This window comes from Mesorhizobium koreense (genome assembly GCF_031656215.1).
Taxonomy (GTDB): Bacteria; Pseudomonadota; Alphaproteobacteria; order Rhizobiales; family Rhizobiaceae; genus Mesorhizobium_L; species Mesorhizobium_L koreense.
This window is the reverse complement of the sequence record NZ_CP134228.1, coordinates 3938829-3963800: the sequence shown is the minus strand read 5'-3', so window position 1 is coordinate 3963800 and position 24972 is coordinate 3938829. Positions and strand designations below refer to the sequence as shown.

At 63.3% G+C, this 24972-nt stretch carries 26 protein-coding genes and 1 pseudogene; 16 read left to right on the top strand and 11 right to left on the bottom strand.

All coding sequences use genetic code 11. The features are described 5' to 3' along the window. The first annotated feature begins 388 nt into the window (after positions 1 to 388). Positions 389 to 1024: an invasion associated locus B family protein gene (locus RBH77_RS18945; RefSeq protein WP_311029128.1), complete on the top strand. Its 636-nt coding sequence runs from the start codon at positions 389 to 391 to the stop codon at positions 1022 to 1024. Between the two features lie 99 nt (positions 1025 to 1123). Here the strand turns inward: RBH77_RS18945 and RBH77_RS18940 are convergent, their stop codons facing one another. The 5 genes and pseudogenes from RBH77_RS18940 to RBH77_RS18925 form a co-directional block, all read right to left on the bottom strand. Continuing rightward, positions 1124 to 2389: an O-antigen ligase family protein gene (locus tag RBH77_RS18940; protein ID WP_311029127.1), complete on the bottom strand. Its 1266-nt coding sequence runs from the start codon at positions 2387 to 2389 to the stop codon at positions 1124 to 1126. Next, on the bottom strand, positions 2386 to 3921 hold the full coding sequence (locus RBH77_RS18935) for an undecaprenyl-phosphate glucose phosphotransferase (protein ID WP_311029126.1): 1536 nt from the start codon (positions 3919 to 3921) through the stop codon (positions 2386 to 2388). Before RBH77_RS18935 ends, RBH77_RS18940 begins: the two co-directional genes overlap by 4 nt. A 111-nt stretch (positions 3922 to 4032) precedes the next feature. Next, positions 4033 to 4584: a glycosyltransferase family 4 protein gene (locus tag RBH77_RS24030; protein ID WP_371832886.1), complete on the bottom strand. Its 552-nt coding sequence runs from the start codon at positions 4582 to 4584 to the stop codon at positions 4033 to 4035. An 84-nt stretch (positions 4585 to 4668) separates the two neighbouring features. Then, positions 4669 to 5169, bottom strand: a pseudogene (locus tag RBH77_RS24025) (glycosyltransferase); the annotation flags it as partial. A 29-nt stretch (positions 5170 to 5198) separates the two neighbouring features. Further along, a complete protein-coding gene (locus RBH77_RS18925) occupies positions 5199 to 5762 on the bottom strand; it encodes a polysaccharide biosynthesis/export family protein (protein ID WP_311029124.1) in 564 nt (187 codons plus the stop codon). A gap of 210 nt (positions 5763 to 5972) precedes the next feature. Here RBH77_RS18925 and RBH77_RS18920 point away from each other — a divergent pair, with 210 nt between their 5' ends. Then, the gene (locus RBH77_RS18920; RefSeq protein WP_311029123.1) at positions 5973 to 8099 is read left to right on the top strand and encodes a GumC family protein; all 2127 of its coding nucleotides are present in this window, start codon (positions 5973 to 5975) and stop codon (positions 8097 to 8099) included. 66 nt (positions 8100 to 8165) lie between these two features. Here the strand turns inward: RBH77_RS18920 and RBH77_RS18915 are convergent, their stop codons facing one another. Further along, on the bottom strand, positions 8166 to 9392 hold the full coding sequence (locus tag RBH77_RS18915) for a GNAT family N-acetyltransferase (RefSeq protein WP_311029122.1): 1227 nt from the start codon (positions 9390 to 9392) through the stop codon (positions 8166 to 8168). 84 nt (positions 9393 to 9476) lie between these two features. On the opposite strand from RBH77_RS18915, the gene RBH77_RS18910 reads away from it, so the two are divergent. Further along, positions 9477 to 10532 (top strand): polysaccharide deacetylase family protein, encoded by a 1056-nt coding sequence (locus RBH77_RS18910; RefSeq protein WP_311029121.1) that lies wholly within the window; start codon positions 9477 to 9479, stop codon positions 10530 to 10532. Between the two features lie 6 nt (positions 10533 to 10538). Here RBH77_RS18910 and hemB read toward each other — a convergent pair whose 3' ends face one another. Both hemB and RBH77_RS18900 read right to left on the bottom strand, forming a co-directional pair. After that, on the bottom strand, positions 10539 to 11570 hold the full coding sequence (gene hemB / locus RBH77_RS18905; protein WP_311029120.1) for a porphobilinogen synthase: 1032 nt from the start codon (positions 11568 to 11570) through the stop codon (positions 10539 to 10541). Positions 11571 to 11659: 89 nt separating this feature from the next. Further along, on the bottom strand, positions 11660 to 12490 hold the full coding sequence (locus RBH77_RS18900) for a DUF8605 domain-containing protein (protein WP_311029119.1): 831 nt from the start codon (positions 12488 to 12490) through the stop codon (positions 11660 to 11662). A 134-nt stretch (positions 12491 to 12624) separates the two neighbouring features. On the opposite strand from RBH77_RS18900, the gene RBH77_RS18895 reads away from it, so the two are divergent. From RBH77_RS18895 to RBH77_RS18850, 10 genes are all read left to right on the top strand, one after another. After that, complete coding sequence (locus tag RBH77_RS18895; RefSeq protein ID WP_311029118.1) at positions 12625 to 13668, top strand: enoyl-CoA hydratase/isomerase family protein; 1044 nt, start codon at positions 12625 to 12627, stop codon at positions 13666 to 13668. 38 nt (positions 13669 to 13706) lie between these two features. Continuing rightward, positions 13707 to 14096: a DUF6163 family protein gene (locus RBH77_RS18890; protein ID WP_311032614.1), complete on the top strand. Its 390-nt coding sequence runs from the start codon at positions 13707 to 13709 to the stop codon at positions 14094 to 14096. A 134-nt stretch (positions 14097 to 14230) separates the two neighbouring features. Then, positions 14231 to 14746, top strand: a complete 516-nt coding sequence (gene ldtR / locus RBH77_RS18885; RefSeq protein ID WP_311029117.1) for a transcriptional regulator LdtR — start codon at positions 14231 to 14233, stop codon at positions 14744 to 14746. A gap of 387 nt (positions 14747 to 15133) precedes the next feature. Continuing rightward, entirely contained in the window at positions 15134 to 16390 is a 1257-nt protein-coding gene (locus RBH77_RS18880) for a L,D-transpeptidase family protein (RefSeq protein WP_311029116.1), read from the top strand. 147 nt (positions 16391 to 16537) lie between these two features. After that, on the top strand, positions 16538 to 17851 hold the full coding sequence (gene glyA, locus RBH77_RS18875) for a serine hydroxymethyltransferase (protein WP_311029115.1): 1314 nt from the start codon (positions 16538 to 16540) through the stop codon (positions 17849 to 17851). 68 nt (positions 17852 to 17919) lie between these two features. After that, on the top strand, positions 17920 to 18156 hold the full coding sequence (locus RBH77_RS18870; protein WP_311032612.1) for an AbrB/MazE/SpoVT family DNA-binding domain-containing protein: 237 nt from the start codon (positions 17920 to 17922) through the stop codon (positions 18154 to 18156). After that, positions 18153 to 18560, top strand: a complete 408-nt coding sequence (locus RBH77_RS18865; RefSeq protein ID WP_311029114.1) for a type II toxin-antitoxin system VapC family toxin — start codon at positions 18153 to 18155, stop codon at positions 18558 to 18560. The genes RBH77_RS18870 and RBH77_RS18865 overlap by 4 nt, the downstream gene beginning before the upstream one ends. 8 nt (positions 18561 to 18568) lie before the next feature. After that, complete coding sequence (gene nrdR / locus RBH77_RS18860) at positions 18569 to 19033, top strand: transcriptional regulator NrdR (protein ID WP_311029113.1); 465 nt, start codon at positions 18569 to 18571, stop codon at positions 19031 to 19033. Between the two features lie 3 nt (positions 19034 to 19036). Continuing rightward, complete coding sequence (gene ribD / locus RBH77_RS18855; RefSeq protein ID WP_371832803.1) at positions 19037 to 20167, top strand: bifunctional diaminohydroxyphosphoribosylaminopyrimidine deaminase/5-amino-6-(5-phosphoribosylamino)uracil reductase RibD; 1131 nt, start codon at positions 19037 to 19039, stop codon at positions 20165 to 20167. After that, positions 20167 to 20775 carry a riboflavin synthase gene (locus tag RBH77_RS18850; RefSeq protein ID WP_311032611.1) on the top strand — a complete coding sequence of 203 codons (609 nt, stop codon included), beginning with the start codon at positions 20167 to 20169 and terminating at the stop codon, positions 20773 to 20775. Before ribD ends, RBH77_RS18850 begins: the two co-directional genes overlap by 1 nt. Before the next feature lie 37 nt (positions 20776 to 20812). Here RBH77_RS18850 and RBH77_RS18845 read toward each other — a convergent pair whose 3' ends face one another. From RBH77_RS18845 to RBH77_RS18835, 3 genes are all read right to left on the bottom strand, one after another. Beyond that, the gene (locus RBH77_RS18845) at positions 20813 to 21163 is read right to left on the bottom strand and encodes an ArsR/SmtB family transcription factor (RefSeq protein WP_311029111.1); all 351 of its coding nucleotides are present in this window, start codon (positions 21161 to 21163) and stop codon (positions 20813 to 20815) included. After that, entirely contained in the window at positions 21150 to 21596 is a 447-nt protein-coding gene (locus RBH77_RS18840; protein ID WP_311029110.1) for an SRPBCC family protein, read from the bottom strand. The genes RBH77_RS18845 and RBH77_RS18840 overlap by 14 nt, the downstream gene beginning before the upstream one ends. Before the next feature lie 136 nt (positions 21597 to 21732). Next, on the bottom strand, positions 21733 to 22464 hold the full coding sequence (locus RBH77_RS18835; RefSeq protein WP_311029109.1) for a DUF899 domain-containing protein: 732 nt from the start codon (positions 22462 to 22464) through the stop codon (positions 21733 to 21735). A gap of 167 nt (positions 22465 to 22631) precedes the next feature. On the opposite strand from RBH77_RS18835, the gene RBH77_RS18830 reads away from it, so the two are divergent. From RBH77_RS18830 to RBH77_RS18820, 3 genes are read left to right on the top strand one after another with little or no spacing between them, the layout of a single operon-like run. Continuing rightward, a complete protein-coding gene (locus RBH77_RS18830; protein WP_311029108.1) occupies positions 22632 to 23087 on the top strand; it encodes a 6,7-dimethyl-8-ribityllumazine synthase in 456 nt (151 codons plus the stop codon). Between the two features lie 5 nt (positions 23088 to 23092). Continuing rightward, positions 23093 to 23593 (top strand): transcription antitermination factor NusB, encoded by a 501-nt coding sequence (gene nusB, locus RBH77_RS18825; RefSeq protein WP_311032609.1) that lies wholly within the window; start codon positions 23093 to 23095, stop codon positions 23591 to 23593. Then, positions 23590 to 24795, top strand: a complete 1206-nt coding sequence (locus RBH77_RS18820) for an MFS transporter (RefSeq protein ID WP_311029107.1) — start codon at positions 23590 to 23592, stop codon at positions 24793 to 24795. Before nusB ends, RBH77_RS18820 begins: the two co-directional genes overlap by 4 nt. Positions 24796 to 24972: the final 177 nt, after the last annotated feature.

Here is a 24972-nt window from a genome sequence, read left to right as displayed (position 1 = left end):
CGGAGGCGCCGGCTCCTCCCCACGCAATCACCGTCATGATCGGTGTTCCCGATGGGAGGAACTGACGGGGATTATGGACGAAGCGCGGAAGGCATGGAGAAATGAGGAAGAAGAAAATGCGGAAAGTCAGCCAGGTAAGCGGGTCAAGGAGGCGACCGGCGTGGTTCTTTCCACGCTTTCCCTCCGCCCAGCCGGCCTTTCCTCATCCATCGGGCAAGAGACGTAGCGGTCCCGAGCGTTTCTCTGCCTCGAACACTGGATTTGATCGTCATTGCAGTGTAACACGCCCCGACCAGTCATTCTGTTGCCTCATTTCGCCAACAGGAAGCGGGGGAATTTCGGTCGAAAGGCCGTAGACGGGGCACTCTCCAAGAGGATTTTCCATACGATGACACGCCACACCAACCAAGCGGGTCGACTGACGGTTGCGGCGGCCGGGCTGGCTGCCGCGATGGTCGCCTTCGCGCCTGCCGCCCAAGCCCAGGACGCGCCGAACCAGCCTCCGCGCGGCTGGTTCAAGGCCTGTTCCAAGCAGCAGGATGTCGATATCTGCAACGTGCAGAACATCATCATGGCCGATACCGGCCAGTTGATGACCGGCATCAGCATGATCGACATCAAGGGCAAGGTGAACCGCAAGGTCTTCCAGGTGACCGTCCCGACCGGACGCATGATCCCGCCCGGCGTCGGCGTTCAGGTTGACGGCGGGAAGGCGCAGAAGCTCGACTACGTGATCTGCTTCCCCGATCGCTGCGTGGCTGAAGCGCAGCTCACCGATGCGCTCGTGGCCTCGTTCAAGAAGGGCCAGAAGCTGACGCTTACTTCCATCAACTTCCAGAACCAGCCGAATCCGATCGACATCTCGCTGGCGGGTTTCACCGGCGCTTTCGACGGTCCGCCGCTGAAAGAGTCGGACCTCCAGGATCGCCAGAAAAAGCTTCAGGATTTCGTGGCCAAGAACAACGAGGACTTCGCCAAGAAGCTGAAGGAAGAGCAGGACAAGGCCAAGCAGGGCAAGAACTGACACCCTCCGGCTGAATTTCAGGGACCCCGTCCGCGTCGGACGGGGTTTTTGTTTGTGCGCTAATGGCGCGCACCCGAAGAGGGGACTTCGCCTGTCGGTTCAGGAAGCGGGAAGCAGTGTCGAACCTCGCCGTGCCGTTCGGGCAATCGTCCTTTGATGGCGCTGTTCCAGCGCGATGGCGCCCCAGATCAGGCCGAGCAGCATGTAGACATGGCGCCAATGGTCGATGTCGATGATCGTCCCGAGGCCGAGGTGGCTGACGAATACGACGTAGGCGCACAACAGGTAGGGCTGCCAGGGCCGGTCGCGGAAGAGGATGCGGAAGCCGGCTGCGAGCGTCCAAAGCACAAGCCCGACGAATGCGGCGAACCCCAGCCAGGAATAGTCGAGCAATGCCTTCAGCCAGATGTCGTGCGTATCCTCGCCGAAGAGGCGCCCGAAATTGAGCGCGCCGATGCCGAGCGGATGTTCGAGCGCCATCATCGCTCCGTAGCCATAGCGCGCGAAACGGCCGAGCCGGCCGGCGTCGTAGGATTGTTCGAGCCGTGCGCGCGAGCGGAAGAATTCGTCCATGCCCGGTATCTGGAGGACCGCGATCACGACCAACGCCACGATAGCGAAAGCAAGGATCGCCATCACGACGATCTTCAGCCTGAAGCGACCGCTGTTGCTCTCCAGGAAGAGTGCCGCGGTGAGCAGCATGGAGGAGACCACCAGCACGCCCCAGGCCCCGCGGGAGAAAGACAGGAAAACGCCCATCGCGATGATGAGCAGGGGAGGAGTCAGAAGCAGGAGGTTGCGCGGACGCCCCGCCAGGATGCGGTGGAGCAGATAGATCGCCGGCAGTGCCAGGAACGGCCCGAAGACGTTGGGATCCTGGAACGCGCCCATGGCGCGGTCGTAGCGCGTGAACATTGCCGCGCCCGGAAAGGCATGGAAATAACCCAATATGCCGAGCGTCGCCGTCACGAGTGCCGCCACGACCCATGCGGTGAAAATGAGCGGATAGATATCGGGCCGCTGTTCGGTGATGGATGCATAGAAAATCGCGGTGAAGGACAGGAAGAACGACACGGCGAGGTAGAACGGCGTCTGGTAGAGTTCTCCCATCTGCGTCATGGCGATCAGCCCGCCGATGTCGAACAGGATCAGGAGAGTGACTAGCGGCGCGATGCCGCGCGAGATCCTGAGGCCGAAGAGCGCCCACACCGGTATCAGCACGGCCATGTAGAGATCGTATGGCGCCGGCTCGTCGATGACGAAGCCCGACAGGAAAACGCCGAAGAACACCGCGCCCGATGTGATCAGCGCGATCAGCTTGGCGTTCACCGCATAATGCGGGACATCGTGGGTTATCGCGCTCAATACGCGTTTTCCGTATTGAGCAGTCGAACCGGGGTCAGGAGCAGGATCTTGAGGTCGAACCAGAGCGACCAGTTCTCGATATAGGCGAGATCGTATTCGGTGCGCATCCTGATCTTCTCGTCATTATCGATCTCACCGCGCCAGCCATTGATCTGTGCCCAGCCGGTGACCCCCGGCTTGACGCGGTGGCGGGCGAAATAGCCGTCGACGACCTCGTTGAAGAGCCTGCTGTGCGACTGCGCCGCGACCGCGTGCGGACGCGGGCCGACGAGCGACAGGCTGCCCAGCAGCGCGTTGAAGAATTGCGGCAATTCGTCGATCGATGTGCGGCGGATGAAGCGGCCCACCCTGGTAACGCGCGGGTCGTCCTTTACCACGACATTGCGCGCCGCCGGGTCGCATTGGTCCGTATACATGGAACGGAATTTGTAGACCTCGATCACCTCGTTGTTGAAGCCGTGCCGCTTCTGGCGGAAGATCACCGGCCCCTTGCTGTCGAGCTTGATCGCGATGGCCGTGGCGATCATGATCGGCGAGAAGACCAGGATGCCGAGCAGGCTGAACAGGATATCGAAGGCACGCTTGGCCACCGAATCCCAATCGTTGATCGGCTTGTCGAAGATGTCGAGCATCGGCACTGAGCCGATGAAGGAATAGGCGCGCGGCCGGAACCGAAGACGGTTCGAATGGGCCGACAGTCTTATGTCCACCGGCAGCACCCACAGCTTCTTCAGCATGGAAAGCACACGCGTCTCCGCCGTCATCGGCAGGGATACGATCAGCATGTCGATGCGTGCGATGCGGGCGAACTCGATCAGCTCGAGGATGTTGCCGAGCTTGGGATAGCCGGCGACGAGCGGGGGCGAACGGCGCTCGTCGCGGTCATCGAAAATACCGCAGATGCGGATGTCGTTGTAGGGCTGCTGCTCGAGCGCCCGGATCAGCCCTTCCGCCGTGGGCCCGCCGCCGACAATGACGGCGCGCCGCTCCATCATGCCGTTTCGTGCCCAGCGCCGCATCAGCCGTGAAACGACGATGCGGAGCACGAACAGGGTGACGAGCCCGGCGGCGAACCACTCGGCGAACCAGAAGCGGGAGAATTCTTCCGAGACTTTGAAGAGAAAGCCGGCAAGCGCCAGCAGCGCGAAGGTGCCGGACCATACGATTACGAGCCTGGACGCATGCGCCAGCGGCCGACGCAAGGTGGCCATCTGATACGCGTCGGCGAATTCAAGCAGGACGACCGCCAGTAGCGCGCCGACGAGGACGACACCCACATATTGAGGCGCAAACGACAGAGAGCCGAAACGTACCGTATGGGCGGCCAGCCCCGCCAATACTATCAGCGCGAACTCGATCAGCCGCAGCATGCCGCTGACCATGACCGGCGACATCGAGTCCTGTCGATACTGGATGGCGATCTGCCGAGCGGTTGCGTTGAGGCCGCTTGGACGTTCTGCGTAAGCGCGATCGTCGTCGAAGGCGCGTACGGCGCCGACCGAGAAGCGGTGCGCCGGGTCGATTTCGTTCATTTACTCGCCCACCTGTCTGCGGCGGGGGAGATAGCAGAAAGCGGCTAATGAACCTTTGAGAGGATTGGTATAGTTTTTATCAATGCGGACGCGTAGCGGTCCCGCCGCGCTTCAGGCCGCGGGTTCGAGCGCGGCAAAATAGGCCTCTTCGATCGCGCGTGCCATCACGTCGCCACCGAAGCGCGCCCGCAAATCTGCTTCGCTCGGCATCGAGGAGCGGAACCGGATCGGATCGCAGATGGCGGACGCCATGCGCTCGGCAAGTTCATCCGCGTCCGGCCTGACCAGCGCCGATGAATTGGCGCCGAATATCTCCGGTATGCCGCCGACCGCGGTCGCGATCATCGGCATACCGGCGGCAAGTGCCTCGAGCACGATGTAGGGCATCGCCTCGGCGCGCGAAGGCACCACGACGGACCGGGCGAGGGAGAAGGCCTGACGGGCCTGCATCGGCTCCAGGAAGCGCACCTGCTCGCCGAGTTTCAGCCGCTCGACCTGGCGCAGATATTTGTCGCGGTCCGGGCCGGCGCCGACCATGACCGCCGTGAGCGGCCTTCCGAGCCTTGCCTGCGCCCTTGCCAGGGCGTCGATGAAGATGTCGGGACCCTTGAGATCCCGCATCATGCCGATGAAGAGGAAGTCGGCGGCATCGTCCGCTGGCACCGCCCGTTCGAATTCGTGTGGCGCGAGGCCGTTATAGACGAGGTTCGAATGCGCCTTCGGCTCGCCGATTTCGCTGAGGAAGGTTCGGCGTTCGTAATCCGAGACGAAGATGATGTGGTCGGTTAGCCGGTCCATCACCCGTTCGAGGGTGAAGAAGAATTTCCCGGCCGTCGTCCTGCCGTCATAATGCAGGCTGCCGCCATGCGGCGAATAGAACCGGCCGGGGCGCGGGGCGGACAGGCGCTGGAGCGTCCCGAACAGCCTCGCATAGGCGCCGCCCTTGGCGCCGTGGCCGTGCAATATGTCCGGTTTCAGCCGCCTGATGAGGCCATAGGTGCGTAGCGCCGCGCCGATATCGCCAAAGCCGAGGTGGCGTTGCATCGGCGTGCGGTGGACGCCGAGCGCGAGCTTGTCGCGCATATCGTCGAAAAGCCGGTCCTCGTAATCGCCGCCTGTCGTCGAATCGCAAATGATGCCGACCGCGTGGCCGGAGGCGACCTGCGCGTCGGTCAGGTCACGGACGTGGCGGAAAATCCCGCCGACGGGCGACCTGAAGCAGTGGACGATGCGCAGCGTGCGGGGCACAGGGTCTCCATGTGGCCCTCGCCACCGGGTCAGAAGAGCCGCTCCCGGACGTAGACCGTGTCGCCCGGCAGCAGCGGGTCGGTTATCAGTACACGGCCGGTCATTACCTTACCGTTGATGGTCCGCGTGACGTCGACATTGCCCTGGTAGGCGCGGGGCGAGAAGCCGCCCGCCGCGGCGATGGCCTTCTGTGCGGTCATGCCGGGTACGTAGGAATATTGTCCGGCCCCGCCGACCTCGCCCATGATGAAAACCGGACGGTAGCGCTCCACCTCGACCGAGACGTCGGGATCGCGCAGATAACCTTTGCGCAATTTGGCGGCGATTGCCGCCTCCATCTGCTTGAGGGTGTAGCCGCGTGCCGGAATGGAGCCGACCAGCGGGAAGGCGATGTAGCCGGCCTGATCGACGCTATAGGTGTTCGTCAGCCCTTCCTGGCCGAAGACGGTCACGCGGATCTGGTCGCCGGAATCGAGCAGATACGGCTTTCCGAGCGAGGCGTGGAAGGCAGCCGGAGCAGGCTGGTAGCTGGAACATGCCGCCAGGAGGAGGGCGGAGAGAACAGCGCAAAGGATCGGAAGAAAGCGCATCATGGCCGGACATGCACCTGTGGCTGCGGGATCGGACGCGACCCCCGTGCTGTGGTCTTATCGTCCTGTTAAGGTTAACGGCACGTAAAAGCCTGTGATGCCGCTCTACGGGTTCGGCAGACGCCGAGGGCGGTTAACGCTTCCTTACGCGTATCTTAACGCGGTGGTTACCATAATCGGTCTAGCGTCCGGCTCTGCATTGGAGTTGCTTTGATGCCGGGTATCCGATCCGCCGCCAATGATGTCGATGTCGATCTGGGCGCGCTCTTCTCGAGCCTGGCCAGGCGCTGGCCGCGCATCCTTTTCGCCGCTCTGATCATTACCGCGATCGCTTTCGCGTTCGCGTGGCTCGCCACGCCGAAATACAAGGGCGAGACGCGAATCCTGATCGAGACACGGGAATCCGTTTTCACGCAGCCCGACCCGGCGTCGAACGCCAATTCGCCCGTGCTCGACGAGGAGGGCGTCACCAGCCAGGTGCAGGTCATCTCCTCGACGGAAGTCCTGAAGAAGGTCGCCAAGCAGCTCGATCTCGCTTCGCGCGACGAGTTCAACGATGGCGGGGAGATCGGCCCGATCGGCCGGGTGCTCGTGCTGGCGGGGCTGAAGAGCGACCCGAGCGAGATACCGGCCGAAGAGCGCGTGCTGCAGGCGATGCGCGACAGGCTGGAGGTCTATCGCGTCGAGAAATCGCGCGTCATCGTCGTCGACTTTTCCTCGGCGGACCCGAAGCTAGCGGCGGCGGTGCCGAACGCCATCGCGGAAACCTATATTGCCGTCCAGAAGGACGCGAAGCTTGAATCGAACAGCGACGCGACGAGCTGGCTGGCGCCGGAAATCAAGGACCTGACCAAGCGCGTGAAAGATGCCGAGGCGAAGGTCGCGGATTATCGGGCGCATTCCGACCTGTTCCTCGCCGACAACAACTCGGCGTTGATCACCCAACAGCTTTCGCAGATGGCGACCGAACTGTCGCGCGTACGTGCCGACCGCGCCGCGGCGGAGGCGAAGGCGCTCAGCGTCAAGGCGGCGCTCGCAAGCGGCGGATCGCTCGATGCGCTGCCCGATGTGCTTTCGTCCGGCCTTATCCAGCGGCTACGCGAGCAGCAGGTGCAACTGAAGGCGAATATCGACCAGCTTTCGACAACGCTCCTGCCCAACCACCCGCGTATCAAGGCGCTTCGCTCGCAACTCGCCGGCCTCGACCGGCAGATCCGCGCCGAGGCGGAGAAGGTCCTTGCCGGCCTGAACACGGAGGCCGATACGGCTAAATTGCGCGAGCAGCAGCTTCTCGCCGACCTGAACAAGGCCAAGGCCGAATCCTCGCGGGCGGGCAAGCAGGAAGTCGAATTGCGGGCTCTCCAGCGCGAGGCCACCGCCCAGCGCGATCTCCTCGAATCATATCTGACGCGCTATCGCGAGGCGTCGTCGCGGCGGGATCGCGACTACCTGCCGGTCGATGCGCGCATCTTCTCGCGCGCCACGGTGCCCGCCGTTCCCTATTTCCCGAAAAGTATCCCGATCGTCGTGGCCGCCTTCATCGCCTCGCTCCTTATCATGGCGGTGATTACGCTGTTGCAGGAACTTTTCTCGGGTCGTGCGATGCGGCCGGCGCGCGGAACCGGGTTCGGCCCGGTAGAGGAAGTCGCGATGCCTGGCAGCCCGTCACGGCGCGACGATCCGGCGTTTTCTCCCGCAGCCGTTCCCTCGGCGGAGAGCGAGACCGCCCACGCAGCAGGCATTTCGAAAGTTTCCGTCGAGCGCGCCGCGGAGAAGCTGATCGCCGGCGGCGCTTCGCGTGCGATCTTCGTATCGCCGGAGGGCGACGAGGCTGCGGCCGCTTCAGTGATGGTGGCGCGCGAGGTAGCCGATGCAGGCTTGCGCGTCCTCCTGCTCGACCTGACGTCCTCGGGCGCGGCCTCGACGCCGATGCTGGAGAGCAATTCCTATCCTGGCGTCACCAATCTGCTTGCCGCGGAAGCCCAGTTCACCGACGTCATCCATGTCGATCTCTACTCGGACTGCCACGTCATGCCGGTTGGCACGGCTGACCCGGAACGCGCCATGCGCGCCGTCGACCGTCTTCCGATCATCCTCAATTCGCTGACGACCGCCTACGACGTCGTGGTCGTTGAGTGCGGCCCTGCCGAAGCGGCGAGCATCCGCCGCCTCGTATCGGACGGCGCGGAAGTGCTGGTGAGCGTCATCGAATCCGAGGACGCGAGCGTCGCCGAGACGGCAGCGGCGCTGGAAGCGAGCGGTTACGGTGACCTCATGCTGGTCACGCCGGCTGGCCATCTGCCGCCGCATCCGCCGGTGCCGGACCGAAGCGCCGCGTGATCTCTCAAGGCGTTTTTGCCTGAACTCCAGCCGACCCCGAACTCGGGCCGGCGTAGGACCCTCAATTCAGTCGTTTTCAGCGGGCGCGGATTTGGTGGCGCTACCGGCGCGTGCCATGCGTACCAGCCGCCACGCAAGCGGATTGTTCTTGATCATGCCTTTCGCCCGCGCCTTCGCACGCCTCATGGCGGTGGCGGCATGTCCCTTCGCGGTAAGCGGGAAGAAAACATCGAACTGCCTTGTCTCGACCTCGCACCAGGCACGCTTATAGGGTTCGTCGCCGACGCTGAAGTCGAAGAGGCTGATGTCTTCCGAGGAGGCCACCTCGATGTCATGGAAAAAGAGGAACTCGCCCGGGCTTGCGGCGTAAAGCTCGTCCTCCGCGAAGGCGGCGAAGTCGCAGATGATCCGGCCCCTGGTTCGGCTGCAGGCGGAGACGGCCCTGAGCTTGCCTCCGACTTCGAGGCCGCTGAGGAAGAACCGACGCGTGCCGTCCTTTGCCGCAACGGTGAAGAGATCCTGGAAAAATGCCGTGATTTGAGGCGGCGCGAAGACGTCGGCCACGCCCATCTTGCGAAAACGTTCGTGTTTCATCGCGAACAGGGCCGAAAGCAATCGCCCGGCTTCCTCTGGCGTCTCCGCCCGGATTAGGCGATAACCGCCCGCCGCCTCGAATTTACGCAGTTGGGCGCGCATTTTTTTGCGCTTCCGCTTACCGCTCATGCGATCGACGAGCGGTTCGAAGCCGCCGGTAAGATCGGCTGCGAGCGCGAGGTTCGGACTGTCCGAGTGAGGCAGAGCGCGGAGTGGATTGTCGAGCCCGTCGAGGCAAGGGGACAGCCGCTCGAGCGCGATCATGTCGATGTCGGGCCGTGCCGCTGCCAGCGCCCGGAAGGCGGCTGTGAGTTGCAAGCCTGTATCCGGCCGGCTTTGGAATGCCTGCATGGTCGGAAAGAAGCTTCCATTGGCATGGCTTCCGCCCGGTATGCGGGCGGTCCGGCAAAGGCCTTCCCGCACCACCTCGAGCGGCATGGCGAAGAGGGGGTCGGTGCCTTGCAAGGCGGAAACGAATACGCAGTCCGAATTGACGTTTCCTGCCCAGGCAGCCAGCCATTCGGCGCGCTGCGGCGGCGCTGCAACCGTGGAATCGGCAAGCTGCGAATAGGCGTCGATGGTGGAAGAGGAAACAGGCTCGACGGAGAAACTTATCGGCCCGGAAGCATGCTTATCTCCCGGCGCCGCGTGCCCGTGCGCCGTCTGGCCCGCGAAAAAGCGCTCCGTCGTGTCAACCATACCTCAATCCTTCGTGCGCTAGCATCGCGCCACGAGCGGACTTTGCACCGCATGGCGCTACTCCTAGCCGCAAAAGGTGAAGGAATGATCGACAGGAACGAGGCCCTGCGGAAGCTTGCCATGAACATGGCGCGCTACAGCGGCATCGCGCCGCTCGCCAAGCCGCTGATGGGTGGGCTGGGCGCGATCCTGATGCTCCATCATGTTTCGGACAGCGCACCGAAGCCGCTCGGATTGAACGCGCACCTGACGATCACCCCCGGCTTCCTCGATGAAGTCCTGACCCTGATGAAGGGGATGGGTTACACATTCGTGGATATGGACGAGGCGCTGGCGCGTATCCGCAAGCCTCCGTCCGGATCGCGGTTTGCGACGATCACCGCCGACGACGGCTACCGCGACAATCTTGTCGAGGCGCTCCCGGTTCTGGAGAGGCACGCCGCGCCGATCACCGTCTATGTGGCGCCTGGTCTGGTCGAGGGCGTCGCCGATGTCTGGTGGGAATTGCTCGAGGATATCGTGACCGAGGCGGACACCGTGCGGCTTGACTGCAATGGCGCGTCGGTGGAATTCGACTGTCGGACGGAAGCGGCCAAGCGGGACAGTTTCTGCAGGATTATGAAGTGCTTGTCGGAGGATATTTCCGAAGAAGATCAGCGTGATGTCGTGCGCGGCATGGCGAGAGAGGCCGGGATCGATGCAAAGCCCGGCCGAAACAATGTGATGAGCTGGAAGGAGATATCCCGCATCGCGCGCCATCCGCTGGTCACCATCGGGGCGCACACGGTCCACCATTTCAATCTGAAGCGGCTTTCCGAACATCAGGCGCTTTCCGAGATGGCGGACGCCGCGGTCAGGATCGCGGATGCGACGGGAGAGCAACCGCGCCACATGGCTTTTCCCTACGGCTTTCCGTCCGCGGTCGGCCGAAGGGAAGTGGAACTCGCCAGGAAAGCCGGCTTCGCGTCTGCGGTCACGACAAGGCATGGCCTGATCCGGCCCGGCCACGCCCGGCACCTTCGCGCCCTGCCGCGCATCTCGCTCAACGGCCGCTACCAGAATATCGGCTATGTCCAGACGATGCTGTCAGGCGTGACGACGCCGCTTGCCAATGCTGGCAGGCAATTGGTCACGGTGTAGCGGACACTACGCCTTCAGCCGTTCCGCAACCTCGGCCGCGAAATAAGTCAGGATACCGTCGCAACCGGCCCGCTTCAGGGAAAGCAGGCTTTCCATCATCGCCCGCTCACCGTCCAGCCAGCCGTTCTGCCCGGCGGCCTTGATCATCGAATATTCGCCCGACACCTGGTAGGCGAAGGTCGGCACGGCGAATTCGTCCTTCAGTCGGCGGACGATATCTAGATAGGGGAGCCCCGGTTTCACCATCAGCATGTCGGCGCCCTCAGCGAGATCCTGCTCGGCCTCGCGCACCGCCTCGTCCGCATTGGCCGGGTCGAGGTAATAGGTGTTCTTGTCGCCCTTGAGCACGCCTTTGGTGCCGATAGCCTCGCGATAGGGGCCGTAGAAGGCGGAGGAGAACTTGGTCGCGTAGGCCATGATCGCCACGTCCTGGAAGCCGTTCGCGTCGAGCGCGTCGCGAATGGCACCGATGCGGCCGTCCATCATATCCGACGGGGCGACGATGTCGGCGCCGGCGGCGGCTTGCAGGACGGCAGCGGCCGTCACCTGCGCGACGCTCTCGTCGTTGACGATGATGCCCTCTCTCAGGATGCCGTCATGGCCGTGGCTGGTGAAGGGGTCGAGCGCCGCATCGGTGATGATGCCGATCTCGGGCACGGCATCCTTGATCGCGCGGGTGGCGCGGTTGATCAGGTTGTCGGGATCGAGGATCGCCGAACCGGTCTCGTCGCGCAGCGCCATGTCAACGTTCGGGAAGGTGGCGATTGCCGGTATGCCAAGCTTCACCGCCCGTTCCGCCTCACGCACGGCGACATCGACGCTGAGGCGGAACACGCCCGGCATCGCCCCGATCGGCTCACGCCGGTTTTCGCCGTCGATGAGGAAGAGCGGCCAGATCAGATCGTCGACGGTCAGCCGGTTCTCGCGCACCAGCCGGCGCGACCAGTCGGTCTTGCGCATGCGCCGCAGGCGGCGTCCCCCGGTGATTTCGTCGACGCTTCTGCTGCCTGCAGGCAACTCACGGCTGAACTTGTTCATGGCTGGGTCCTGATCCTGGCTCCTTGGCCGGCTTCTAGCACTTTCAGGCCGAAGCACCAATGCGACGGTTTGCGGCGGAAAGGCCCTGCCTATTTCGGCGCCGGATCGCCGTTGCCCGACAGGATCTGCGCCGCGCCGCGTATCGCGTTCTGGAAGGCCTTGTCGAAGCTTGCCGCACGGACCTGCCATATCGCGGTGCCCGTCCCGTCGAAGAACCGCCACTCGGCGATCCAGCCGAGGTTCCTGTCGCTCCAGATGATCGAGCCCGCCAGCGCCCGGCTGCCGCCGATCTCACCGGCAAAGGCATCGAACACAGCCATGTTGGTCCGGGGCAACGTCCCGGCGTCCAGGCCGATCCGCCGGAGGTCCCGCTTCTTCGGGAAGAAGACAGGGATAGCCAGCGCGTCGGACGCTTCGGTGAAAGCCTCGCGCATGATCGCGCTTTCGCGATCGTCCGCGGCGAGCACGAAGGCGGCCGGGCCATTGCGCACCGAGACGAAAAGCGCGATCCGCGGCCTCGGCTCGAGCCACGGTCTCCGGCCGAGCGATGTGAGCGCGGCATCGACCTTGTCGCGCGAGAAATCGCAAGCGAGGTCGAAAGGCCGGTCGCGTGTGCCCTGTTCGTCATGGGTCGGGATGCCCGACATGCGATCATGGTAGTGATAGGCCGTCACATAGTCGGAAGCTTTCGCGAGAACAGGAGCGAGGCGGGGGTCGTCGAGGATACGCTGGTCGCCCGAGACCTTCAGAAGCACCGAACGCAGGCAATCCTCGAAGCCTTTCAGGCGGGTCTCCTCGCGCGTCCCGGTGACGATGGTTCCAGCCTTGTAGAGCCCGGCAATATCGGGCTCCGCCGCCCGGCTGGTCAGGGACCAGGTCAAGGCTATGAAGAGGAGGGCCAGGCCGAACAGTCGCGTCATGGGGGCACAGGAGCCTTTTGAACGTCAATCCAAACCGCAGATGAACCCGCTTGGCAAGGTTTCCGCGGCATTGACGATAGGGCACGTCGTGCGTAGCACTCGGAAGGGGTGGTGAACGAGGGATTCTCCTGACGATGGATTTTGGCGGCGGCGACGACATCCGCTTCGAACGCATCGGCAAGGCGGGCGTCGCGACGTTGACCCGGCCGAAGGCCCTCAACGCCGTCAACCACCGCATGGTCAAGGCACTCTCCGCCGCGCTTGCCGCGTGGGAGAAGGACCGCGCCGTCGAACTCGTCGTTATCAAGGGCGAGGGCCGCGCCTTCTCGGCAGGCGGCGACATCCTCGACGTATACGAAGCGGGCAGGGCAGGGCGGCCGAAATACGAATTCTTCGCCGACGAGTATCGGCTGAATGCGCGGATCGAACGCTATCCGAAGCCTTATGTGGCGCTCATAAACGGCATCGTGATGGGGGGAGGCGTCGGCGTCTCCGTCCATGGCTCGCACCGCGTGATGACTGAGAACGCCGTCTTCGCCATGCCGGAGGTCGGCATCGGCTTCTTCCCGGATGTCGGCGGCAGCCATGTCCTGCCTGATCTTGGCGGCCATTTCGGCTTTTATCTCGGCCTCACAGGAAACCGCATCCGCTATGGCGACGCGCTCTGGTCGGGCCTTGCCACCCACACGGTCTCGTCGGAATATCTCGACGGACTTCTGGAACATCTTTGCGATACAGGCGATGCGGGCTCTGCCCTGCGGGAGGTTTTTCGTGCCGCGCCGCGGGAGACCCCGACTGAAGTGGTCCATGCGATCGCACGGCATTTCTCGAAGCCCAGCCTGCGGGAAATCCTGGCAAGTCTCGAGCAGGCCGCAGCCGACGAACCGTTCGCCGCCGAGACGCTCGCCACGATCGCGAAGCGCTCGCCGACCAGCCTTGCCATTGCCTTCCGGCAGATCGCGGCCGGCCACACGCTTTCCATGGACGAATGCATGAGGATGGAGTTTCGTATCCTGAACCGCATGCTGACCGGCCACGATTTCTACGAGGGCATCCGCGCCGCACTCATCGACAAGGGCTCGACGCCGCAATGGTCTCCCGCCACGCTCGATGCGGTCAGGCCAGAGGATATCGAGGCCTATTTCGCACCGCTCGGAGACCGGGAACTGGTGTTGTGACCTACGACCCGCACGAGAACCGCTTCGCCGGTCCGTCCATGACGGCTATCGCGTTCGAATGGTTCCAGCGGCTGGTGGCGCTCTACTGCCTGCTTTTCGGCATCTATTACTGGGTGCGGCTGGTCGGCTTCTACCCTGGCTCGCTTTGGCGGTTCGACCTGATGCCGACGCAATGGCAGGTCGTCACCGCGATGCTCGCCGTTCTCTTCCCCGTTGCCGCCATCGGGCTGTGGATGCTCTCGTCTTGGGGACCGGTCATCTGGTTCATCTGTGCCGCGACCGAAGCGGTCATGTATGGCGGACTGCCGCAACGCTTCGGTCGGCTGGATCCGGTGCTCATCGTCCACCTCGCCGTCGCTCTTGTCTATGTAGGCTTCCGGGCGACGCTCTTCTTTCAAAGGCGGCGGGCCGCGTTAACCACACATTAGTCCTCTTTCAAGACGATCTCTAGTAAGCACCTGTTAAGCTTGGCGTTTAAGTCGAATTTTAGATGTATTCGATAGGGTGCGGCCAAGGTGAAAAAAACAAAAATCACCGGGCGTCAACAGAGAGGCTAAGTAAGATGATCAATTCGCGTCAGGCGGCGAAGCCCGCTTTGGAAAACGACGATCGGCGTCAGGCGATCCGTTCCCTTTATCTTGAATCGCTCCAGCTCGTGGAGCGGCTGCACCGTCGCCTGCTGGACGTGGTCAAGGATGAATTCGACCGCAACGGCCGTTCCGACATCAACGCCATCCAGGCGCTGCTGCTGTTCAACATCGGTAATTCGGAGCTGACCGCCGGCGAACTGCGTTCGCGCGGCTACTATCTCGGCTCGAACGTGTCCTACAATCTGAAGAAGCTGGTCGATCTCGGCTTCATCAGCCACCAGCGTTCGCGCATCGACCGCCGCTCCGTCCGCGTCAGCCTGACACCGAAAGGCCAGGAAGTCGCCGAGGTCGTCTCCGGCCTCTACGAGCGCCACATCGGCTCGATCGAACAGGTGGGCGGCATCAATTCGGAAGAATTCCAGCAGATGAACCGCGTCCTCCAGCGCCTGGATCGCTTCTGGAACGACACGATTGCCTATCGGATGTAATTCCCGGCATCCGGCCTTCAGGCTGTTGCTCTTCCGCAACGCCGCCCTACAAACCGACCGCAGCCGGCCGCTCAAGCGTGCTGGCTGCCGCCGTTTCGATCACATAAAGTTCAGCGGCCCGGCCGTGGCCGCATTGCCGCCATATTGCGATGAGAGCGGAAATCCAAGGCTTGGATATCTTCCCGATCGCCGACCGGTTCCCGGAGTTTGAAAATTGGGGAACCTGAAAATCGGACGGGCGTTGAGGGAGGCTTGGGCGGTGGCAGCTTATTAACGTTACCAGCCTATGTCTGTGTGTCGGTCTTGCGGGTCGTGCTTCTGAATAGCGGTTACGGTACCCGCTGGCCCCAAGCGCCAGTCCGGAATGGAATTGTGTCGGGAAAAACCATGAAAACGAATCGCCGTCATTTTCTCGCGAGCGCCGGCGCGCTCATGGCAGGCGCCTGGTCGAGCGCCGCTTTCGCGCAAAGCGCGATCGATGAGGTGCTGGGCGCGCAGCGGCGCGGTACGTGGTCGACGCAGTTCGACGCGCGCGGCGCCGAGAGCAGTGCCGCGGTGGCGACGAATTTGCCGATCTTCAGCCCGCAGACGCTGACCTTCGTGGAAATGGCGATCCAGCAATATCAGCAGATCGTGGCGAGCGGCGGCTGGCCCGAGGTACCCGCCGACAAGAAGCTTCAGATCGGCGTTTCCGATCCGGCCGTGGTGGTGCTGCGCAAGCGCCTCATGGTTTCCGGCGATTTGCCGGAGCAGGCCGGCATCTCTCCCGCCTTCGACAGCTATGTCGATGCGGCGGCCAAGCGCTTCCAGCTTCGTCACGGGCTGCCCGGCGACGGTGTTTTGGGCAAATATTCCTTCGCTGCGATGAACGTGTCGGCGGATGTCCGCCTCGGCCAGTTGCAGACCAATCTCGTGCGGCTTCGCTCCATGTCGGGCGACCTCGGCCCACGGTACGTCGTGGTCAATATCCCGGCCGCGCAGATCGAGGCGGTCGAGAATGGCAGGGTGGTTTCCCGCCACACGGCGATCGTCGGCAAGATCGACCGCCAGACCCCGCTTCTGAATTCCAAGATCAATGAGATCATCGTCAATCCGTACTGGAACGCGCCGGTCTCGATCGTCCGTCGGGACATCATCCCGATCATGCGCAAGAATCCGAACTATCTGACCGACAACAACATTCACCTTCTGGCGCCGGACGGCAAGGAAGTCGATCCCACCACGATCGACTGGTCGACCGACGACGCCACCAAGTACCGCTTCCGGCAGGACCCGGGCAAGATCAACGCCATGGCTTCGGTGAAGATCAACTTCCCGAGCCCCGACGGCGTCTATATGCACGATACGCCGCAGCAGGGCCTCTTCAACCAGCTCATGCGTTTCGATTCGTCCGGCTGCGTGCGCGTCCAGAACGTGCGCGATCTCGTCTCCTGGCTCTTGCGCGGCACCGATGGCTGGGATCGCCAGCGGCTGGAAGCCACGATCAAGAGCGGGGTGAACACGCCGGTGGAACTGACCGACCCGACGCCGGTCCATTTCGTCTACATCACGGCATGGTCGACCGGCCCGGGCGTCGTGCAGTTCCGTGACGACATCTATGGACGCGACGGGGCGCAGGAACTGAAGATGTCGAGCGCGACCTGAGCGTCGAATAAAGCCGCGCGCGCGTCTTCCCGGGCGCCGCGCGCCATTGCCGCAATCCAGCCAGCAAATTTCGCCCCTCGAACCGTGGCAGGGCGCCGTCAGGTATGTTAATGGCGGCCGGCACCCCCACCCAGCGAGGAATCGGCCATGGCTACCGCGACCGCCGTCTCAAGCCAGATCGACGGCTTTTTCACAACACCGCTCGAAGAACGCGACCCGGAGATTTTCGGCGCCATCCGCGATGAACTCGGTCGCCAGCGCCACGAGATCGAGCTGATCGCCTCGGAAAACATCGTCAGCCGCGCCGTGCTCGAGGCGCAAGGCTCGATCATGACCAACAAATACGCCGAGGGTTATCCGGGCAAGCGCTACTATGGCGGTTGCCAGTTTGTCGATGTCGCCGAGGAACTCGCGATCGAGCGGGCGAAGAAGCTGTTTTCCTGCAACTTCGCCAACGTCCAGCCGAACTCAGGCAGCCAGATGAACCAGGCCGTGTTCCTCGCGCTCCTGAAGCCGGGCGACACCTTCATGGGGCTCGATCTCAATTCCGGCGGCCATCTGACCCACGGCTCGCCCGTCAACATGTCGGGCAAGTGGTTCAACGTCGTCTCCTATGGCGTGCGTCCCGACGATCATCTGCTCGACATGGATGCGGTCGAGAAGCGGGCGCGCGAGACCAAGCCGAAGCTGATCCTCGCTGGCGGCACAGCCTATTCCCGCTTCTGGAACTGGGAACGCTTCCGCGAGATCGCCGAAGAGGTCGGTGCCTATCTGATGGTCGATATGGCGCATATCGCCGGTCTGGTGGCCGGCGGCGCGCATCCCTCGCCATTGCCGCACGCCCATGTGGTGACGACGACTACCCACAAGTCCCTTCGTGGGCCAAGGGGAGGGATGGTCCTCACCAACCACGAAGATATTGCAAAGAAGATCAATTCGGCTGTCTTTCCCGGCCTTCAGGGAGGCCCGCTGATGCATGTCATTGCTGCCAAGGCGGTCGCGCTCGGCGAGGCGCTGAGGCCGGAATTCCGTATCTACGCGCATGAGGTCGTGACCAACGCAAAGGCGCTGGCCTCGTCCTTGCAGGAGACCGGGCTCGACATCGTCTCGGGCGGCACGGACAACCATCTGATGCTGGTCGATTTGCGTCCGAAGAACGCCACGGGCAAACGTGCGGAAGCCGCTCTCGGCCGCGCCAACATTACCTGCAACAAGAACGGTATCCCCTTCGACCCCGAAAAACCTTTCGTTACGTCCGGCATCCGGCTCGGCACGCCGGCCGGCACCACGCGTGGCTTCGGTCAGGCCGAGTTCCGCGAGATCGGCAAGCTGATCGCGGAAGTTCTCGACGGGCTGAAGGTCGCCAATTCGGACGAGGGCAATGCGGCGGTCGAAACCGCGGTGCAGAAGAAGGTGCTGGCGCTGACGGAAAGGTTCCCGCTCTATCCTTATCTGGGGTGAGGGCGTCGGCCTTGATTCAAATCGGCCTCGGTAATACTTTCAGGAAAACAATTCTTACCGAGGCTGCCATGAGCACGAAAGTGACCACAAAGGGCCAGGTGACCATTCCGAAGGCCGTGCGCGATCTTCTGGATCTCAAGCCGGGCAGCGAAGTGCGGTTTCGATACAACGACAACCGCGACATCGTTCTCGAACGCGCGGATGGCGAGCGGCCGCCAAGCAAGTTTCGAAAGCTGCTAGGTCATGCGGGGCCGGGACCGACTACGGATGAGATCATGAAGATGTGGCGCGGCGACGACGATTGATCTTGGTCGACACCAACATTCTGCTTGATGTGGCGACCAGGGATTCCCATTGGGCGGAATGGTCGCTCCAGGCTGTTGAGCAAGAAGCGGTCAAGGGGCCGCTCTGTATCAACGCCATTGTCTACGCGGAGCTATCGACCCGTTATGCAAGTGTCGAGGCGGTCGATAGCTTTATTGAGCAGATGGGCGTCAGCATAATAGAGATACCGAGAACCGCTGCTTTTCTGGCTGCCAAGGCCTATACCTACTACCGTAAGGCAGGCGGCACTCGAACCGGGGTTCTGTCGGACTTTTTCATTGGCGCCCACGCTGCCGCGCTGGATATTCCCGTGCTGACCCGCGATGTTCGGCGCTATCGCACTTATTTCCCGAATCTGCGCCTAGTCGCACCGCAACTGAATTGAGCTAAACCATGCGCTGCCCCTATTGTCAGTCCGAAGACACGCAGGTGAAGGATTCGCGCCCGGCGGAAGACGGCTCGGCCATCCGCCGCCGGCGCGTCTGCCCCGATTGCGGCGGACGTTTCACTACTTTCGAGCGCGTCCAGCTTCGCGACCTGGTGGTGGTGAAGAAATCCGGCCGCAAGGTTCCGTTCGATCGCGACAAGCTGGCACGCTCCTTCGACATCGCGCTCAGGAAGCGCAACGTCGATCCCGAACGGGTCGAGCGCGCCGTCACCGGTATCGTCCGCCAGCTCGAAAGCTCCGGCGAGGTGGAAATTCCCGCCGGCGACATCGGCAATCTGGTCATGGAGGCGCTTAAGGCGCTGGACGATGTAGCCTATGTCCGTTTTGCCTCGGTCTATCGCAATTTCCGCGAGGCCAAGGATTTCCACGAATTGCTCGGCGAACTGAAGGCCGACGAGACCACCGGCTGAACGATGGCCATGGCCACCCCTGCGTCCAGTGCCAGGGATGAGATCGATCGCCGCTTCATGGCGGCAGCGATCCGCCTGTCGCGCCGGCATCTCGGCCTGACTGGAACCAATCCTTCCGTCGGCACGCTGATCGTACGTGAGGAAAGCGGTGGGCCGATCATTGTCGGCAGCGGTGTAACCGCCGTCGGCGGTCGCCCCCATGCCGAGCCTCAAGCGCTTTATGAGGCCGGCGAACGGGCGCGCGGCGCCACGGCCTATGTGACGCTGGAGCCTTGCGCCCATCATGGGCGGACGCCTCCCTGCGCGGAGGCGTTGGTTACCGCAGGCGTCGCGAGGGTGGTCGGCGCGACAAGCGATCCTGATCCGCGCGTTTCGGGGAAGGGCTATGCCATTCTCCGCAAGGCCGGCATTGAAGTCGTCGAAGGCGTTTTGGCCGAAGGAGCGGCTGACTTGATGGCCGGCTATCTCATGCGCTCTTCGCGGAAACGGCCGGAAGTAACCGTAAAGCTTGCCGTATCGCGCGATGGGCGCATCGGCATTCCGGGTGTGGGTCAAGTCGTGATCACTGGCGAGATATCGCGTCGGCAAGTGCACCTGATGCGCGCTGAAGCCGACGCGATTTTGATTGGCATCGGCACGGCGCTTGCCGACGATCCCGAACTTACCTGCCGCCTGCCCGGACTGGAGGCACACTCTCCGGTCCGTATCGTTCTCGACGCGCACACGCGGTTGCCGCTCGACGCGAAAATGGTCAGGCACGCGCGCGAGGTGCCGGTCTGGATCGCGGCCGCAGCCGGTTGCGACAGGAACCGCAGGGCTGCACTCGAAGGTGCGGGCGTGCAGTTTCTTGCTACCGAGGCCGCGAATGGCGGCTTCGCCCTGCCGGAACTCCTGGAAGACCTCGCCGCGCGCGGAATTTCGACGCTGATCGCGGAAGGCGGAGCCGAGACGGTCCGCCGCTTCCTCGACGAGGATCTTGTGGATCGCGTCGCCCTTTTCGTCGGCCCCGGCGAGATCGGTCCGCAGGGCCTTCTGTCTCCCATCCGGCCGGACCGGATGCGCGAGGGCTTTCGTCTGACGCGCGAAGCGCGCTATGGCGAGGACAGCTACAGCGAATGGGTGAGGAAAGCCTGATGTTCACCGGCATCGTCACCGACATCGGCACCGTTTCGGCCGTCACGCCGAGGAAGAAAGGCGTCCATGTCAGGGTCGAGACGGCCTACGATCCTGAGACGATCGCGATCGGCGCGTCGATCGCTTGCGCCGGCGTCTGCCTGACTGTTGTCGGCCTGCCGGAACAGGGCTCGAACCAGCGCTGGTTCGAGGTGGAGGCCTGGGAGGAAGCGTTGCGGCTTACCACCGCCGCCGACTGGCGGGCCGGCACCCGCATCAACCTCGAACGGGCGCTGAAGATCGGCGACGAACTGGGCGGCCATATCGTTTCCGGCCATGTCGACGGCATGGCGGCCATCCTGTCGCGTGAGGACGAGGGCGAGGCCGTGCGCTTCACGCTGGAAGCACCGGCGGAGCTTGCGCGTTTCATCGCCCCGAAAGGCTCGGCCGCGCTCGACGGTACCTCGCTCACCGTCAACCATGTGGACGGCAACCGCTTCGACGTTCTCCTGATCCATCATTCGCTCGCCGTCACGACCTGGGGCGAGCGAAAGGCGGGCGACCGCGTCAATCTCGAAGTCGATACGATGGCGCGCTACGCCGCGCGGCTGGCAGAGGCGAGCGGCTGAACTCAAATCGAGATTTGGCTTAAATCGAAACTAATCACTATGAGCTCTCCACGAATGATTTGAGCCGGCCAAGCGCGTCGTCCCATTGGCGCGAGACTTCGTCCAGATAGGCGCGGATTTCCTCGATCGTCTCAGGCCGGAAACTGTACCGGCTTTCCCGCCCGATGCGGCTGCTTGCGACAAGCCCCGCTTCCTCCAGCACGTTGAGGTGCTTGGTCACCGCCTGGCGGGTGATTGCCGTGTCGGCGGACAGGCTGGCGATGGAACGGGGAAGCCCGTCGCTCAGCCGATGGATGAGGGAAAGCCGGGTCCGGTCGCCGAGCGCCGCGAAAATCGCAGCCGGCGCATGAACCGTGGCGGCTGCCCGGGAGGCCCTAATGTTCGACATGGGCCTTGATGTTTTCCATTTGCGCGGCCCAGCCGCCTTCGTTCATGCGGATAGCCTCGGGCATCCGGTGCTTCGGCAGCTTGTCGAAGCCCGATTCGGTCACCGTCAGCCTTGTGCCCTTTCCGGAAGCCTCCAGCCGGAATTCGACCAGCGTCGGCGTCTCCTTGGAGTAATCGGCCTTGGGATCGACCGCATAAGGGTGCCACGTAAAGGAGAAATAGCGCGGTTTCTCCATCTTCACGATCGTCGCTTCCCAGACGAGATGCTCGTAGCCGGGATAAGTTATGTGACCGCGTGAGACTTCGCCCGGTGCAAAGGACGCCTCAAGTTTTACGCGGAACCATTCGCCGAATTCCCGGTAGTCGGTGAGTGCCCGCCATACACGTTCGACGGGGGCATTGAGTTCGACATGCTTCTCGATGCGATCGGTCATGATGCAACCTCCTGATTGCCTATCATATAGCCGCTGACTGCGAAAAGGCAACAGAAAGGTTGCATAAAACCGAAGAAACGGCAGGCGCCGATCTATGCCTGCCGCCTTCGAGCTCTTCGGGGATCCGACCAGCCTTCTACTTCCGGAAGGCCGCCTCCCCTGCGTCCGACACTTCCACCCATTTCTTGTCCGGTGCGGCGCCAGGGATGTAACTGTCGTTCCAGTTCCACCATTTGTAGGGCGGGCTCTGCGGATAGCCCTTCGGGGAATCCTCCCAGTTCTCCTGACGTCCGAGCGCTGTCATGTCGAGATAGCTCCAGACGGTGCCCAGCGCTTCGTCGCCGCGCCAATTGATGAAATAGGTGCGGTAGATGCGCTCGCCGTCGCGGATGAAGGCGTTGTGACCGTGCCATTCGTCCACGCCGAAATCGGCATCGAAACTATCGGTGATGGTGTACCAGGGGATTCTTTCCCATCCCATGCGTGCTTTCAGGCGCTTTATGTCGGCCTGCGGCGCGCGCGAGGCATAGGCCAGCGTCGTGTCGCGGGCGTTCAGATGGGCGAGGTTGGAAACCTGGTCGGCGCCGAGCGAACAGCCGATGCAGGCATGTTCCGGCCAGCCATGCACGCCGGGCTCGAAGAAGGCGCGGTAGATGATGAGTTGCCGCCGACCCTCGAACAGATCGAGCAGGCCGACCTTGCCGTCAGGCCCGTCGAATTCGTAGGTCTTCTCGACGGCCATCCACGGCATTCGCCGCCGCTCGGCGGCCAGCGCGTCATGGGCGCGCATGTCGGCCTTCTCCTTGACGAGAAGCTTTTCGCGCGCTGCATCCCACTCTTGCGGTGAAACGATCTGTGGGGTCTTCATGGCGTGTTGTCCTTTCCGCTTGCTCTTGCGTCACGGGAAGAAGACTAACGCCGGGTGCTGCGGCAGCGGGAGTTACAAGTGTGGCGGGATTCCGATCAATGGCGGCTGGCTGGCGCTTGCGCCGATGAACGGTTCGGCCTAAGTCACGCGCTCTTTCGGAGATATGCATGGCCGACCAGCAGAAACTTCATCTTCTCATCGTCGAGGCGCGCTTCTACGACGATCTGGCGGACGCGCTTCTGGGCGGCGCCAAGGCGGCGCTCGACCGTGCCGGCGCGACCTATGATGTCGTGACGGTCCCCGGCGCGCTGGAGATACCGGCCGCGATTTCCTTCGCGCTGGATGCGGCCGAGGACGGCGGTAGGGAATATGACGGCTTCGTCGCGCTCGGCTGCGTCATCCGCGGCGAGACGCATCATTTCGACATCGTGGCCAACGAGTCGGCACGTGCACTCATGGACCTTTCCGTCGAGGAATCGCTTGCTATCGGAAACGGCATCCTCACCGTCGAGAACGACGAGCAAGCTTGGGCCCGTGCGCGGGCGAACGAAGGCGACAAGGGCGGCTTCGCGGCGCGCGCCGCACTCACCATGATAGAGCTTCGCCGCAGGCTGGGAGCCTGATGCCTATGCCCGCAGCCGGCAAGGACGACACGCCGCCGGCGACCCGCCCGGCCAACAAGCGCGGCACGGCGCGGCTGGCGGCCGTGCAGGCGCTCTACCAGATGGATATCGTCGGGACTGGCCTCTTGGAGATCGCGGCCGAATACGAAGCCTATCGCCTCGGCAAGGAGGTCGACGGCACGGTCTATCGCGAGGCGGACGCGCAATGGTTCCGCGCCATCCTGTCCGGTGTGGTCGAGCACCAGAAGGAAATCGACCCGGTCATCGGGCAATCGCTTACCGAGGACTGGCCGCTTTCCAGGCTCGATTCGACGCTCAGGGCCATCCTGCGCGCCGGCGTCTATGAGTTGATGAAGCGCGCGGACGTGCCCGTCGCCGTCATCGTCTCGGAATATGTCGACATCGCCAAGGCCTTCTACGACGAGGACGAGCCGAAGCTCGTCAACGCGGTGCTCGACCGGGTTGCGCGCCGCGTACGCGGCGAGGGCAGGGGGACGGGCGCTTGAGCGTCGCCGCCGCCTACGAGGCGCGGCGCACGGCTCTGATTCTGGCTTCGGCGCAGGCCGTGCTCGGTTCGGGCGGGCCGATCTGCTTTTCGCTGGGCGCACTGGCCGGCAATTTCATGTTGGGTGCCGACAAGTCGCTGGCGACCGCTCCGCTTACCGGCTACAGCATCGGCCTTGCATTGGGGGCGCTGCCTGCAGCCGGCGTCATTCGCGCGCTCGGCCATCGCAACGGCTTCATGACCGGAACCCTGCTCACGGCGCTCGGGGGGCTGTTCGCGACCATCGCGCTTTTTCAATCGAGCTTCTGGCTGTTCGCCTTCGGCTTGCTTGTAGTTGGCGGTGGCAATGCCTTCGTTCAGCAATTCCGCTTCGCGGCGGCCGACAATGCGCCGCCCGAATTCAAGGCGCGCGCCATCTCCTTCGTGCTTGCGGGCGGCATCGTCACTGCCGTGATCGGGCCGCAGACGGTGATTTTTACGCACGACCTGCTGGCGCCGGTTCCTTTCGCTGGTTCCTTCGCCGCCATTATCGTGCTGGCGGCGATTGGCGCCGCCATCCTGTTTTTCCTGCGCAAGGAAACCGGCATCGTAGCCAGGAGAGCCGGATCCGATTCCGGCCGCACGCTTGCTCAAATCGCCACGCAACCCCGCTACGCCGTGGCGCTCGGCTGCGGCGTGGCGTCCTACGCGCTGATGACGTTCGTCATGACCGGTGCGCCGCTGGCCATGGTCGGCTGCGGCTTCTCCTCGGATCAGGCGACGCTGGGCATCTCCTGGCACGTCATGGCCATGTTCGGGCCGAGCTTCTTCACGGGCCGGCTCATCTATCGCTTCGGCGCCCCGACGATCGTGGGCAGCGGCTTCGTCCTGCTGATTTCCTGTGCGCTGGTGGCCATGTCCGGCATCCATCTCTGGCAATTCTGGACGGCCCTGATCCTGCTGGGTCTCGGCTGGAACTTCGCCTTCATCGGCGCCACTTCGATCGTCGCGCAGTGCTATACGCCGGAGGAGAAGGGCAGGGCGCAGGGCTTCCACGATTTTGTGCTGTTCTCTAGCGTCGCCTTTGCATCCCTGATGTCGGGTGCGGTCTATAATGGCTGGGGCTGGGACGTGCTGGTGAGAATCGTCCTTCCGGTCGCGGTTCTCGGATTGCTGGGTATCTGCTTCCTGCGCTTCAGGGATCGGCGCGTAACGGCGGACTGACGCCCGGTCCTTATCCTTTTGGCGAAAACCGGGCGAAAACCGGGCAAAGACTAAGCGATCGCTTGACGTTCCGCGGTTGGTTACGCATAAGCCGCGGCGAAGGGGAGGATTTCGCCCAAGGGAATCGAGCCCCCGTTTTACCGGTTCCAGGAGGGGTTCCGCGGAACCACATCAAGG